General features: G+C 37.1%; 14 protein-coding genes. 3 read left to right on the forward strand and 11 right to left on the reverse strand.

Translation table 11 applies throughout. The annotated features are described in order from the left end of the window. Positions 1-7: 7 nt before the first annotated feature. Genes ACSZOX_RS04995 through ACSZOX_RS05005 form a run of 3 tightly spaced genes read right to left on the reverse strand, consistent with a single transcriptional unit; the run spans position 8 to position 5,745 of the window. Positions 8-1,420 (reverse strand): efflux transporter outer membrane subunit, encoded by a 1,413-nt coding sequence (locus tag ACSZOX_RS04995; protein ID WP_437918713.1) that lies wholly within the window; start codon positions 1,418-1,420, stop codon positions 8-10. Then, positions 1,420-4,578 carry an efflux RND transporter permease subunit gene (locus ACSZOX_RS05000; RefSeq protein WP_437918714.1) on the reverse strand — a complete coding sequence of 1,053 codons (3,159 nt, stop codon included), beginning with the start codon at positions 4,576-4,578 and terminating at the stop codon, positions 1,420-1,422. The genes ACSZOX_RS04995 and ACSZOX_RS05000 overlap by 1 nt, the downstream gene beginning before the upstream one ends. A gap of 18 nt (positions 4,579-4,596) precedes the next feature. Beyond that, entirely contained in the window at positions 4,597-5,745 is a 1,149-nt protein-coding gene (locus ACSZOX_RS05005) for an efflux RND transporter periplasmic adaptor subunit (RefSeq protein ID WP_437918715.1), read from the reverse strand. Positions 5,746-6,372: 627 nt separating this feature from the next. On the opposite strand from ACSZOX_RS05005, the gene ACSZOX_RS05010 reads away from it, so the two are divergent. From ACSZOX_RS05010 to ACSZOX_RS05020, 3 genes are all read left to right on the forward strand, one after another. After that, the gene (locus tag ACSZOX_RS05010; protein ID WP_437918716.1) at positions 6,373-7,188 is read left to right on the forward strand and encodes a universal stress protein; all 816 of its coding nucleotides are present in this window, start codon (positions 6,373-6,375) and stop codon (positions 7,186-7,188) included. Between the two features lie 65 nt (positions 7,189-7,253). Continuing rightward, positions 7,254-7,685, forward strand: coding sequence for a TetR/AcrR family transcriptional regulator (locus ACSZOX_RS05015; RefSeq protein ID WP_437918717.1), 432 nt, complete (start codon positions 7,254-7,256; stop codon positions 7,683-7,685). A 14-nt stretch (positions 7,686-7,699) separates the two neighbouring features. Beyond that, a complete protein-coding gene (locus ACSZOX_RS05020; RefSeq protein ID WP_437918718.1) occupies positions 7,700-7,951 on the forward strand; it encodes a hypothetical protein in 252 nt (83 codons plus the stop codon). A 79-nt stretch (positions 7,952-8,030) separates the two neighbouring features. Here the strand turns inward: ACSZOX_RS05020 and ACSZOX_RS05025 are convergent, their stop codons facing one another. From ACSZOX_RS05025 to ACSZOX_RS05060, 8 genes are all read right to left on the reverse strand, one after another. Beyond that, entirely contained in the window at positions 8,031-8,870 is an 840-nt protein-coding gene (locus tag ACSZOX_RS05025) for a DUF2625 domain-containing protein (protein WP_437918719.1), read from the reverse strand. After that, positions 8,849-9,385, reverse strand: a complete 537-nt coding sequence (locus tag ACSZOX_RS05030) for a hypothetical protein (protein ID WP_437918720.1) — start codon at positions 9,383-9,385, stop codon at positions 8,849-8,851. Before ACSZOX_RS05030 ends, ACSZOX_RS05025 begins: the two co-directional genes overlap by 22 nt. Positions 9,386-9,999: 614 nt before the next feature. Beyond that, the gene (locus tag ACSZOX_RS05035) at positions 10,000-10,464 is read right to left on the reverse strand and encodes a hypothetical protein (RefSeq protein WP_437918721.1); all 465 of its coding nucleotides are present in this window, start codon (positions 10,462-10,464) and stop codon (positions 10,000-10,002) included. 25 nt (positions 10,465-10,489) lie between these two features. Beyond that, entirely contained in the window at positions 10,490-10,759 is a 270-nt protein-coding gene (locus ACSZOX_RS05040) for a hypothetical protein (RefSeq protein WP_437918722.1), read from the reverse strand. Positions 10,760-10,831: 72 nt separating this feature from the next. After that, a complete protein-coding gene (locus tag ACSZOX_RS05045) occupies positions 10,832-11,314 on the reverse strand; it encodes a CPCC family cysteine-rich protein (protein ID WP_437918723.1) in 483 nt (160 codons plus the stop codon). A 53-nt stretch (positions 11,315-11,367) separates the two neighbouring features. Then, positions 11,368-11,814 (reverse strand): hypothetical protein, encoded by a 447-nt coding sequence (locus tag ACSZOX_RS05050; RefSeq protein WP_437918724.1) that lies wholly within the window; start codon positions 11,812-11,814, stop codon positions 11,368-11,370. Further along, positions 11,814-12,008: a hypothetical protein gene (locus tag ACSZOX_RS05055; RefSeq protein WP_437918725.1), complete on the reverse strand. Its 195-nt coding sequence runs from the start codon at positions 12,006-12,008 to the stop codon at positions 11,814-11,816. The genes ACSZOX_RS05050 and ACSZOX_RS05055 overlap by 1 nt, the downstream gene beginning before the upstream one ends. A 277-nt stretch (positions 12,009-12,285) precedes the next feature. Further along, positions 12,286-12,984 carry a DUF1963 domain-containing protein gene (locus tag ACSZOX_RS05060; RefSeq protein ID WP_437918726.1) on the reverse strand — a complete coding sequence of 233 codons (699 nt, stop codon included), beginning with the start codon at positions 12,982-12,984 and terminating at the stop codon, positions 12,286-12,288. Between the last annotated feature and the right edge of the window lie 424 nt (positions 12,985-13,408).

The raw sequence follows: 13,408 nt of genomic DNA on the forward strand, positions 1-13,408 counted from the left end.
CGGTTGATTATTCGACTCCTCCACCTAGCGATCGATAGAGATCAGTAGACGCATCCAATCGTTCCTTTTGAATGGATATAGCTTCCAAATCGTTCTGTAACGAGTTATTTTGTGCCGTTATAACCTCTAGGTATGTAGCCATACCACTTTTATATAAAAGCATCGCGTCGTTAACTGCTTTTTGCAAAGATTCTTTCTTCTGTTCAACGAGTAACACACGTTGGTCTGCGTATTGTCTTTTAGCCAGTGCGTCAGATACCTCTGCAACGGCATTCATCACAGATAGACGAAACTGTTCGGCCGTTTTTTGTTGTTCAATTTTAGCAACTTCATATGCCGTTTTGAGTCGTTTATTTTGAAAAATAGGTTGGGCAATGTTTCCAGCCAAATTTTTCACCAATGATCCAGGAAGATCAAACCAATTATTGAATTGAAAGGAATTTGTCCCAATAGATGGTGTCAGCTTTAAAGAGGGATACATTTGTGCTTTTGCTAAGCCTGTACCTGCATTTGCTACCACGACAGCGTACTCCGCTGCACGTACATCTGGCCGTCGACTTAACATATCCGCAGGTACGCCCACAGGAAAGCTTTCTTCAAATGGGGTTTCTTCCAGTCGCTCAGCTCGCTGTATAGCGGTTGGAAATTCGCCACAAAGAATGCTAAGTGCATTTTCTTGCACGGCGATGTTTTGCTTTGCCAATGGAATGAGTAGTTCGGCCGTCTTTTTTTGAGCTTCCGCTTGATCAACAGCTAAAGAATTGGTCTGGGCAGACTGAAACTGAAGCTTTATGACCTGCAAAGTGGCATCACTAAGTTCGGTGTTTTTGGCAGCTACTTTAAGCTGTTCGTCTAATGTAACCAAGTTGTAATAGGCCTGCGCGACCTGCGTAATGATACGTGTTCTCAGGGCAGAAAGGTTTTCATGCTGCATAAAAAAGTTCGCACGGGCAGATTCTTTCTGCATGGACACTTTGCCCCAAATGTCTGCTTCCCAAGATACTGTTAAAGTAGCCGAGTAGTCATCAAGAAAATTTTCGCCAGTAAATTGCTCACTTAGCGACCCGTTTAACGAGGTTTTTGATAAATAATTCCTTGCCGCTGAGATCGTTAAATCGGCAGATGGGAGAAGTCCCAACTTCGCCTGCCTATAAGATAGATCCAATTGCTGGAGATTAAGCATTGCTACCGAAATATCCTTATTCCGTTCCAATGCCTTGTCAATGAGTTTGATAAGGAATGGGTCCTTAAAAAATGTCTTCCAAGGAAGGTTGACCGTATCTCCAGTAACCACAGTCGTATTCCTATAGTTTTGTGGTATGTCCAGTTCCGGACGGCTATATTTTTTTCCTACAGAACAGGAGGACAGCAAGGCTGCCACTCCCAAACCGTAGAGCATGTTATTTATTGTTAATGTCATTACTCAGCACGTTGAATTTTTTGATTTTTATTTTTACCAGATACTTTTTCCTGTAAATACTGAAAGAGTATGTATAGAATAGGTATGACAAACACACCTAGTATTACTCCAGTGAGCATTCCCATAGCCGCACCGGTACTTATTGATTTGTTACCCATAGCAGATCCTCCTGTTGCTACCATCAATGGGACCATCCCTACAATGAACGCCAAGGAGGTCATGATGATAGGACGTAAACGCGATTTAGCTCCCTCAATCGCAGATTCCATAATTGAATAACCTGAAGCTCTACGCTGTACGGCAAATTCAATGATCAAAATTGCGTTCTTGGCGAGTAAACCTACCAGCATAATAAGTCCTACCTGCACATAGATGTTATTATCAAGGCCAATTGCTTTGATTGATGCAAATGCGCCCACAATCCCTGTTGGAATTGACAGAAGTACAGCTAGAGGCAATAGGTAGCTTTCGTATTGGGCCGCCAACAAAAAGTATACGAACATCAAACACAATGATAGGATAATAATAGTCTGATTTCCCGCAGATTTCTCTTCTAAGCTCAAGCCTGTCCACTCATAGCCAAAATCTGACGGCAATTTACTAAGTACATTTTTTTCTAGATTTTCCATGATATCTCCATTACTGGCACCAGGTAATGGCACAACACTAATGGTAAGCGCGTTGAAAAGGTTATATCTGTTCAAGGATTCTGGACCGTAGACTTTATGCAGCGTTACCATAGATTTAACGGGAACCATTTGGCTCTTGTCATTTCGTACAAAGATCTCGTTAAAGGCAGATTCATCTGTTCTAAATATACCATCCGCTTTCACGCTTACTCGGTAGAATTTCCCAAAGCGCGTGAAGTTCATCGATTGATCTCCGGCGAAGTAGGACTGAATCACATTCATCATTCCACTTACCTCAACGCCCATCTGTAGAGCCTTATCCTCGTCCACCTCAAGTTCTAGCTGTGGAAAATCAGTACGGAAAGTTGTATATGCATATTGTACCCCGGGCTGCTGCATGATTTGACCAATAACCTGATCGGACATCTTTTTCAAATTTTCTGGTGATTTTCCAGTTTTATCCTGAAGAACAATTTCAGCACCACTTGTTACACCATATCCTTCGACAGGAGGACTCCGAAAAGCCATCACTGTTGCTTCTTTAATATCTGCAAAATCAGTGGTTAAATTTGCAAGGACCTCATCAATATCCTTTATTTCACCGCGATCTTTTTTGTCCTTCAATTTGATGAAGCCCATACCATACGCGGGACTGGCACTATTTGCGAGAATATTAAAGCCTGTAATTGTCGAACTTGATAGGACCGCTTCATTCTTTTTTAAGATTTCGTCAACACGTGCTGCTGCTGCCGTCGTACGATCCAATGCCGTACCAGGAGGCATACTTAAGCTGTAAATGATGAACGAATCATCCTCCATAGGAACAAAGCTTTTCGGGGTACTCATCATTAGCCATCCAGCAATAGCCGTAATCAGCACGATCAATGACGCTCCCAGCCATTTTCTTGCAAAAAGGAATTTTAGACCGTTAATATATTTACCCGTGAGATTATCAAAACCGACATTAAAAGCTGTGAAGAAACGTTTACCAAATCCTTTTTTTCCTTCCTGTATATGATCATGCCCATCTGCATGATTATTTTTAAGTAGAAGTGCACAAAGAGCAGGCGTTAGGGTCAAAGCGTTGATCGCCGAAATAATGATAGCGATGGCAAGTGTGTAGGCAAACTGCTTGTAGAAAATACCAGCTGAGCCAGTCATAAAGCCGATCGGAATAAACACCGCCGACATCACCAACGTAATCGAAATTACAGCACCGGTAATTTCCCCCATTGCACTGTGTGTTGCCTCTTTTCCCGTCATATTGGTACCTTCCATTTTACTGTGTACGGCTTCTACCACAACGATCGCATCATCTACAACAATACCGATTGCCAATACCAGTGCAAAGAGCGTAAGGACATTGATGGTAAAGCCGAAAGCAAGTAAAAAGAAAAATGTCCCGACGATTGCTACCGGTACGGCAATAGCTGGTATAATAGTAGACCTGAAATCCTGTAGAAAAAGAAATACGACGATAAATACCAAAATGAACGCTTCGATTAATGTCGATTTTACCTGTCCTGTTGCTTCATCGAGTCTGTCTTTTGTACTCATTAGACTCGTGTAATTAACTCCAGGAGGGAAATTCTTCGAGGCGTTTTTCAGTACATCGCGAACACCAATTTCAATATCGTTGGCATTTGATCCGGTAGTTTGCAGTATCGCTACAGTTACTGAATTTTTACCGTCCATTGTCGAGTTCCCACTATAACTGAGCGAACCAAACTCAATCCGTGCTACATCTTTAAGACGTACCAACAGCGCTCCATCTCGTTTTACAACAATATTTTCGTATTCATGGGGTTGATTTTTCTTGCCCTTATATCGCATAACATATTCCAGTGCTGCGTTTGATTCCTCGCCAAGCTTGCCAGGAGCAACCTCGATACTTTGATTGCCAATTGCCGACGTCACATCTGCAGGCTCAAGACCATACGAAGCCATTTTTTGCGGATTTAACCATACCCGCATGGAATAATCTTTTTGTCCAAAAACCTGTGCCTGACCAACACCTGGTACCCGCTTGATTTGCGGAATTACATTGATGTTTACATAGTTTTGTAAAAATAGTTCGTCATATTTTTTGTTGTCTTCTGTAAAGACGTTAAAAATCATGATCATACTATTCTGTTGCTTAGACGTGGTAAGTCCCATCCGGATCACTTCCTGTGGAAGAATCGGAGTGGCTTGCTGCACTCTGTTCTGCACGTTTACTGCCGCCTGATCGGGATTGACTCCTTGCTTGAAGATTATGCTGATGGAAAAAGATCCGTCGTTACTCGCAGTCGATTTGATGTACTGCATATTTTCCACACCATTGATCTGTTCTTCAAGTGGAGTAACCACAGAACGGATGACAGCCTCACTATTTCCCCCTGGATAACTCCCTGATACCATAACCGTCGGTGGAGAAATATCCGGAAATCGCGTTACCGGAAGCCTAAGCAGTCCAATAAAACCCAAAATCAATAACACAACCGAAATGACGGTTGCCATTACTGGTCTATCTATAATCTTTTTTAACATGTGATAATTCGCTAAATATTAGTTTTGTAATGTATCTTGGTTACTAATCGTTGGCTTGACCACTGTACCGTCAGCCAGCTGGTCAATACTGTTCACCGCGATTTTATCGCCCGATTTGATACCTGATTTTACAATGTAATTAGATCCTGATCTCCCATCAATCTCTATTGGTGTCATCGCAATTTTATTGCTATCCGCTAGTGCATAGACAAAAAATCTGTCTTGGATATCCTTGACTGCTGCCATTGGTAAGCTAATCGCGTGCTCTAAGCTCTTTGTAAGCACTATTCGAGCTGCACCGCCTGAGCGTAAGATCTTATCAGGATTCGGGAAAACCGCCTTTAAGGAAATTGTTCCTGTATTCCGATCTATATTTCCGCTAGCAATTTCCACTTGTCCCTTCTGATCATATTTTCTTCCATCAGCCATAATAATTTCTACAGTATTCATGCCCTCATCCGTCTTCCTCGCTTGCATAAAGCGTAGAAAATCAGATTCATTGAGGTTGAAGTAGACAAATACCTGATCTATTTCAGACAAGTTTGTCAAAGCATTGACATCGGATGGGGTCACCAAGTTTCCCACCCGACTAGGGATACGGCCGATGTATCCACTAACAGGGGCTTTGATTACCGCAAAATCTGCGTTCAACTTTGAAGAACTGACAGCAGATTTTGCCTGTGCGACCTGCGCACTCGCAGCATCGTATTGTGCCTGAGCGGTCTTTAGCTGGAGGTCAGAAACAACTTTACCCTGTACCAGTGGTCGGATCTTTTCCAGTTCGATTTGTGCATTGGCCTGCGCTGCGATTGCTGCTTCTAGTAAGGCCTTGCTATTATTTACTTGTTCGTTAAATACCTCACTTTTAATCTTGAACAATGATTGTCCTTTATTGACGTAATCGCCTTCCTTTACATAAATTGCTTCCAAATAACCGGACACCTGCGCTCTGATGTCTACATTGACTTTTCCTTCAATGGTTCCAGGATAGGTCTCTACTATAGTGGTTGGTGATTCCTTTAATAGTATAAAATCTGCATTAATTGCGTGCTGTCCAGTAGCTTCTTCTCCTCTCTCTTCTCCACATGAGCTAAGCATTAAGCCGAAAGCAAATACGGCGACGAATAGATTGAAAGTTTTACTTGCTTTGATTCCTTGCTTTACCATTTTTTATATAATTAAAATTTCAGCACAAAAGACCACAGAATGGATCTATTCTAAAAGCTATTAGTGACTGAACTGGTGAAAATGGCTTCTGAAGCGATACCGCTCCTTGCTGAATCAGCATCGCTGGAATCTATTTTATATCAGGATTCCCCATTTCTTATCGTAATTATTGTAGGGTGAAAAAATGCTGACATGCCTAAGGTTACTAGCAATCGCCATTTAGTTGAATACATGCGGTAATAGAATTATATTGTTCCGTTTCAGTATGAAGACGTTTCGATTTCAACGTCGATTATTGCCAGTTGAGTAAGTTTCTTCACTCAGAACAACATCAGCTTTAATAATTTTGTAGCCACTCGAGGAAGTAATTTAGTACGATGAACATGAAAAAATTAATCTTAGCAAGCGCGTTATTTACGATAGGGTTATTCGCAAAAGCACAAAAAATTGAAATCTCATTCCTAAACCGGTGAGAAAATGGAAGTATGCTTTCAAGAGGGAGTCGATTTTAGACATACACTATTGGCATGAATGACTTTCTGATCACGGAGACTAAAAAACGTCTAGGTACCGTGATTCCTTCTAAATGATCTCGTTACGCAATTCTACAACAAATACAATTTATATATGCAAACTATAATAGTAGCTACCAATTTCTCCAACGCGGCAGATAATGCGCTCATTTATGCCACGGAAGCATTGTTCGGAAAGAATTACCAGATTGTAATTTTTAACTATTTTTCCACCTCCATCCATGTACAGCACGCAAGGCTACCCGCGCAGGAGGTTGATAGGCTAACCAATATTCGAAAAGAAAAATTAGGTGATATAGCGAAAAGTATTTCTTCGAATTATGGATTGAAAGCAATTCCATACTTAGCATCAGGAAACTTATTAGAACAGCTAGAAAACTGCATCAAGGCCTTCAATGCCGAAATGGTGGTTATTGGAATGGCCGAAAAGAGCTTTGAACAAGATCTATTGGGAAATACGACAACGATGCTCATCAACAAATTGCAGACGCCCGTACTTAGTATCCCCTCACATTTACGTTACAAGGAAATCAAAAAGATTCTTTTTGCATGCGATGTTCTTCGAGGAGTTCATAAGAATATCTTGGAAAACGTTCGAAATTTTGCGCAGAACTTTGGCGCTAAAGTGGAAGTCTTTCACGTAAGGAAATTTGCGGACAAATTGATTGCTCCAAATAGCATGGAGAGTATCCTGAATTCTTTGGAAGGGGTCGAACATTCTTTTGTTGATGTGCATGCTGAGGTGGTGATAAAGGCGATAGAGCAAGAACTGGAATCCTCACAAGCTGATATTCTTGTTATGGTTCCATATAAATACGGATTTTGGAGTTCGATGATCCATAAAAGCCTGACGCGTACTATGGCTTCCGAGTCTGAAGTTCCTTTGCTTTCGATCCATCTAAAATCCTGAATAAAATCGAGGTAGCTTTTTCTTAACCATAATAAACTATGTTAAACCACAAAGAATAATCAATTATGAACATAGCCGAATTTGTCCACAAAAGCCTGGACGAAGTTATACCGACCATAGAGAAGTATGGTTTTGTAAAATTGAAGATCGATCATCTTACTGAAAACACAAATATCTCTAGAAGTCTGCTCTGGCGATATTTTGGGGGACTAAATGGCCTGTTACAGTTGGTCCTTCGGCAGGAGATAGAAAAGTGCTATACACATATTTGGGAAAATACAACACCTACCGATGATCATGAAGAATTGCTAAAGCAACTGCAATTTTATCGCAAGGAGTTTACTGACGAAAGTAAATTATTACAGCGGTATAGAGAGGATAGTAATAATATGTCCAAGAGGATAAATCAATTAAAAATCGAGGTGGCGGAGATTGAAGAATATGAGCGCCTTCGCTTTTTCTCTGTATTTATTTCCAAAAGTAAAGTGATAGAATAGCATAAGTAAAATTTATGGCAACAATTGCGCATATTCTAGTTTTTTCAATATGCAAGAATTTGATATTGAGACGTAAAGAAATTATGGAGTATCTAAAGCGACATATAGATGACCTTGAACTGATTTCTATTGATTTAGCAGATCATCGTTTTACAATGTCTTTAAAAACAGATGACCGTAGTGAGGAGCTAATTTTAAATTTAGTAAAATTGAAAGGTCTTCAAGTCCGTTTTGTCTCTTCACAATTTGTGGATCAATCAGGATAAATCCCAATCCATTATCTTATGGCTGTATAACTTGAGGATGTATATTTAGCACGATACTGTAATAGTATTTCTGTTATGATTATTGCGTTCTGAGTGTGTAAATTTCTTCGACGCTTACCTTATTTTTTTGAACTTTATTTATATTCTTTCCTTCTTTTGTCCATAAATATGGATAAAAAACAAATGCTTCATTCGTGTTCAATGTTTTCAAGTCATTTTTCCAACTATCCCAACGTAAGTTCTTATAAAAATCATTTATTTTACCATTAAAGCAGAAGTAGATAAAATCCGTATATGTTAGGTCTAGTTGTTCAAGTTTTAAATTGTCAGGAGACATGTAGTAAATTTTGCCCAAATCATTTCCTAAATCTCCACCATTTAACAAGAAAAATCCACCTACGGCATCATCAGCAATAATCAGATGACCTGGTCTGTCTCCAAAATTCTGAAAAGTTTTACCTTTATTCCAATTTGGTAAATTTCGATTTACTTTATCACTTCCCGAACCGTAGATTCTGATCCATCCATCGTCGATCAAAATTCCTCCGGTATGAAAAATTATCGCACCCATTGGAGAACGTGTTGAAACTTGTGTGTTAAATAATGCTTCTTTGGATTTTAACGAATCGTTCTCTAAGATTTGAACTTTATTTCTTGCGTCATTTTTCCACTCTTTTATCAGATTTATTGCATCTTCATTTTTGTCTATGAGTTCATTTATCTGTCGCATTTGTGTCTGCCCAAAAGCAAAGTTAGAAAGCAAAAGTAATGTTGCAATTACGGCTCTCAATCTCATACGAAATTGTAAAATCATTGCAACGGATAAGCATTTGTATATGCTAACGTGTAAGATAGTTAACAGCTTTAAGTTCATGAAAATTTCGTTTGAGAATCGGTCTATTTGTCTATTGGTTTCCATTTATCTTTCTTGAAATATACATTGTGAAATTTCGGTGAGTAAAATACCAAATAAAAGCTCCAAGGACTTCGATAGACTGTAGGATTACTTGTCAAAATATGGTGAGTTGGCTGTTCCATATTAATTATTAGTCTTGCTGAGTTGTAAGGTATAGTCGCTGTGATTGTCCCACGATACGTTTTTAGTATTTTTTCTTTGTCCGTAACGTAAAAATAAATTGAGTCGTTGTCATTAATTTCTAACCTAAAGTTATCATATTGCCAATCTGCTTGTCGGCCAGGGAAATATGCCCGATTAATTACATATTCTCCGTAGTAGTCTTTTTTCTTTAGCTCTGTTTTCGCTGTTAACCAATGCATTGTCCTAGACAGAAATACAATTCCTGATATTCCAAGCAAAATTAGTCCAAGTGTTTTACCGAATATTTTCTTTTTCGACAGTAACCATGTTATTAATAGAATTCCTGTCAATGGAATAAATATGAAAAGAAAAAATAAATTAAAACCAAATCCCATTTAATTGTCTTGTTGAAAATCAATATACATAAAAAATACTCCCAAAATAGCAGAACTCCCTCTTCACTAGCTTGTATATCTTTTAAATCATTTTGTACCATCTATGTAGAGACAAAACATCTTTCGCCTTTATCTTAATGGTATACGGTACCGCCTTTCCAGAAAGATAGGAGAGGATCATAATTTAAAAGCCTCATTCTATTTCCAATTTATTGGTTTTTCTTTGATATAATTAACGATACGGTCAAAGTCTTCTCCATTTCTGATGATATGTTCGTAATAGTTGCGTTGCCAAACATGATGTATGTTGGTATTCTCACATATAAATTTTGTAACACCAATTTTAAAACCTCTGACAATCGAAACTACCATTTTAAACGTACCATGGAGGAGCGGTTCTTCTTTCAGTCGTCAAATTCGATTTCATTTTTTGTCTTTGTCGCCCAGTTAACAATATTATTTTTTATTCTTTGTTTATCGTCAACCGTTAGTATTTTCTTTGAAGGGAATGACCAATTTGTCAAACCATTGAAGTAATTCACAATTATCCGCTGTTGATTTTTACATTAAGAAATTCAGCAAGGATTAGTGTTCTTAGTTATTATAGTTAGTGCTTATCTATTCAATATAACTACACCCCCATCTTTAATTTCTAACCGCCACATATACCAACTATCTACAGTTTTCTTTTTACTAATCTTTCCGGCATTCCATTCTGTTATTGTTTTGAAAAAATCAACTAATTCTGTGTCAAGACTTTCATTGCCTGATTTTGTTACAACGTGAAATCCACCACCAACTTCTCCTTTACAATTAACAGCAAATTGGATAGAGGCTTTACCTTCAAAAGAAGGGTTTTCTTTTGCAAATGATATTGTTTCGTTTAACTTCTTCTGAATTAGTTCAATAGATTGTATAGGTTTGGCTTTAACTTCTTTTGCGTTAAGCCCTGTCAAAAAATATACCGTGTTTGGATTACAAATATTATCTGGTTTAATGCCTTCGGCATTCATTATCATTTGTCCATACGAATAGCAATTGATTAGAAGAAAAACAATTAAATAAAGAATACGTGTCATATAGTCTTGTTTTTTGGTTATAATATTATTTAGTGAATTTTGCCCGTTTTTGATTGGATGATACTTGGTTATTGATTACTTCAAAATATTCCCATTTTTTGTTAATTACTTTCTTATAGATAATTTGTCCATTTTCATACAGGACGAAAGTTGGAACATCAGATCCTATCACCATAAGCCAAGGGGCAGTTTCAATTAATGTAATTATAGGTTGTCCGTACTTTTCATTAAATGTTTGTCCAATTGAAATAGTTAAACTTAAGCTCAAAAGAAATACTAGGATGTATCTTGTCATAAATGTCGTCAGTTTATAATTCGTGTAAAAGTGCAATCGAAGATCGAATGTCGAGGCTTTTGTACTCGGCTTTTATTTATCAAATAGTTTTTCGAGTCCATAAACTTTATTTTTTTTCAATAAGTTTATGATTTCGTTGTGTAATTTTATTATTTCTGACTCTTCCAAATTGTTCTGTTTAATTAAATTATCGAGGTTCATAAATTTGATTTTCAAAGTGTCAATTAGGATATTACTCTCTATATTTTTAGTGAAGAGCTTTCTTTTAGCTTCTTGAAAAATTATTCGCCCTTCTTTTAATGTCATATGATTTGGCCCGCTTTCTTCATTTACTTCAAAATCATCAGCACCATCGTCTTCCCAAAAACATATAGCACAAATTTCAAACGAATTTCTTTCGTCTAATGTAAAGTAACCACAAACCGGACAAGAGTTTTTTAAAACTTCTGTACTATTAACATCTGCTCTTTGTAGACCTATTTTTAATTCAAAGTTATTATGAAAAAAATCTCTTCGTTCTTTAAGATTGTCGATATAACTTTCTTGATTTTTCATTTTTTGTTGTTTCTTAACCTCACTCAGCAGAGCTTATTGATTAACACAGATTTTTATTCTTCGTGGGTGTCTAATTTCCAATTTTTGTCACCTCTAATTTTCTTCCAGTCCCAATATGTTTCATAAAATTTATCATGTAACCAATCTCCAACCGGTTCGGAATTTTCGTTAGGTTCTTCATCTATAATTTTTAGTCCAGTCCAATCTTCATTGTCATTTTTTGGAAAGCCAGTTCCGTCAAATAAGTTTAGCATGTTGAATACGATAGCTGCTGAATTGTCCGCAATAACTTTTCTTAAAGCATTTTTTAAGTTTTCATTGTTGCCAAGCTTTTTAAGTTCCTCAATTTCTAATTCTGTCAAACCACAATTTGGCGGATAAGTCAAAAAATCAAACTCCTTTTTGTCAAGAATATTAGTAACCAAAGTGTCAGCATATTCTTCTATGTCTTGATGTGTGTCAAGCAATAACGTCTTGGCGTTGTTGTTCGATAACTCCATTATCTTACTATTTTGTCAATTGAAGGTTTATCAAGCCCTAAAAAATCTAATATTTTCTTGGCTTTACTTCTATCATCAGTTAGTGCTTTATCAAATTCATTCATAAGTCCGCAGACAAAAAGTCGTTCATTAACTGTCATCCCTCCCAATCCGTCAACTTTACTAATTGCTTTTATTATTTCTTGGTCTGTCATTGTTGCAGGATATTTTATGATTTTTGCGAACCAATTACGTTAGCGAAACTAATATACAAAATCTTCCGCCTATCTATCTTTATACTTGCGTTTCATTTTTTGAAGCCTATTCGCTTTATCCGCCAGTTTGTATACCCTTCAATTATTTTAACAGGTTTATCTTCTGTGCTACTTGGAGGTTGTCTTACGGTATTGATGTTCAATGGTAAATAGATCTAAGAAATAAACCGAGTTTAGGATTTAAGCTGTTTTATTGCTCGCATACTGTTCTATTTTTTTAATAAAAATCACAATAAAAATTCCAATCTCCTGTTTTTAAATTTTTAGCGAAAAATATCGTCCCACTATCAACTATATTCAGGCCTACTTTATCATCAGATGCAACTTGAAAAACAAATTCGAAATCATCCCCAAAATAAACTCCTGGTTGGCAAAAACTCGGATAACCACCAAGTTTGTGTCCATATTGATTCTCAACTATATCATAATAATCTTCTATAACACCTGATTTTTCCAGTTTTATAATTTCATCCTCCATTTCACTTGTCAAACCGCCCCCATCCCAAACAGGATAGTCTTCTTCAATCTTTATCGGTTTTAATGGAAATGGTTTTAACCCTGAAATAGGATTGTTCAAGTCTTTTATTATCAGCTTATCCGATTTTGTATATTCTCTTATTAGCCAATTATTTCCATTCGAAGCTAAATCCATAGGCAGTTCTTCTGATATAAAAACAGTTATGACTCTTGTTTCTGATAATACTTTGGGAATGGTTTCAATATCGTCCAAACAAAGTTGGATTAAAGGAATCATTAGATTTCCGTCTTTGTCTTTTGGAATTTCTTCATCAGTTTTATAGAGATAAACTTTACCTATCCAACTTTCAGAAGTAGAATTAGTTGGTTTAAATCCGCCCGTTTCAAATTCTACAGCTTTTCTTACGATTCGTTGCTTTATTTTTGCTATTTCATCCATTGTGATTCTTTTTGGAAATTTTAGATCAACATGCAAGTCCAGGGCTTGCTCTAAGACATTGTTGTGACTTGCTTATTTTGTTAGGATTATGCGCCTATTTGATTGTCGTCATAACCTTTTAAGCGTATAGATTTTCGGTTGTTGTTCATGAGTTATTCTTTTAGATCTAATATACTTAAAAATCTTTTAATCATATTACGGTAGGGATAAAAGGTGTTTCGCCCTTTCCTCATGTGTTCAAATAATCATTTATCCCTTATCAACCCGATAAGTCTATTTTTATACTTATCCAGCTATTTGGGTACAAAGTAAAGCGGTCGACGTAAAAAAATGTATATTTATCTTTTATAATATTATAATATCATTTAACGTACCTTATGCTTATTAACCGGTTTATTATGGTATGGCTCTACTTTGTAATAAA

It is taken from the genome of Sphingobacterium sp. LRF_L2 (assembly GCF_965644235.1).
In the GTDB taxonomy this organism is placed as follows: Bacteria; Bacteroidota; Bacteroidia; order Sphingobacteriales; family Sphingobacteriaceae; genus Sphingobacterium.

Excerpts from the sequence above, each read along its gene's own strand:
- ACSZOX_RS05000 (WP_437918714.1), bottom strand. The coding sequence starts at position 4,578 with ATGTTAAAAAAGATTATAGATAGACCAGTAATGGCAACCGTCATTTCG.
- ACSZOX_RS04995 (WP_437918713.1), bottom strand. The coding sequence starts at position 1,420 with ATGACATTAACAATAAATAACATGCTCTACGGTTTGGGAGTGGCAGCC.
- ACSZOX_RS05055 (WP_437918725.1), bottom strand. The coding sequence starts at position 12,008 with ATGACAGACCAAGAAATAATAAAAGCAATTAGTAAAGTTGACGGATTG.
- ACSZOX_RS05040 (WP_437918722.1), bottom strand. The coding sequence starts at position 10,759 with ATGACAAGATACATCCTAGTATTTCTTTTGAGCTTAAGTTTAACTATT.
- ACSZOX_RS05020 (WP_437918718.1), top strand. The coding sequence starts at position 7,700 with ATGGCAACAATTGCGCATATTCTAGTTTTTTCAATATGCAAGAATTTG.
- ACSZOX_RS05030 (WP_437918720.1), bottom strand. The coding sequence starts at position 9,385 with ATGGGATTTGGTTTTAATTTATTTTTTCTTTTCATATTTATTCCATTG.
- ACSZOX_RS05015 (WP_437918717.1), top strand. The coding sequence starts at position 7,254 with ATGAACATAGCCGAATTTGTCCACAAAAGCCTGGACGAAGTTATACCG.
- ACSZOX_RS05005 (WP_437918715.1), bottom strand. The coding sequence starts at position 5,745 with ATGGTAAAGCAAGGAATCAAAGCAAGTAAAACTTTCAATCTATTCGTC.
- ACSZOX_RS05045 (WP_437918723.1), bottom strand. The coding sequence starts at position 11,314 with ATGAAAAATCAAGAAAGTTATATCGACAATCTTAAAGAACGAAGAGAT.
- ACSZOX_RS05050 (WP_437918724.1), bottom strand. The coding sequence starts at position 11,814 with ATGGAGTTATCGAACAACAACGCCAAGACGTTATTGCTTGACACACAT.
- ACSZOX_RS05060 (WP_437918726.1), bottom strand. The coding sequence starts at position 12,984 with ATGGATGAAATAGCAAAAATAAAGCAACGAATCGTAAGAAAAGCTGTA.
- ACSZOX_RS05035 (WP_437918721.1), bottom strand. The coding sequence starts at position 10,464 with ATGACACGTATTCTTTATTTAATTGTTTTTCTTCTAATCAATTGCTAT.
- ACSZOX_RS05010 (WP_437918716.1), top strand. The coding sequence starts at position 6,373 with ATGCAAACTATAATAGTAGCTACCAATTTCTCCAACGCGGCAGATAAT.
- ACSZOX_RS05025 (WP_437918719.1), bottom strand. The coding sequence starts at position 8,870 with ATGGAAACCAATAGACAAATAGACCGATTCTCAAACGAAATTTTCATG.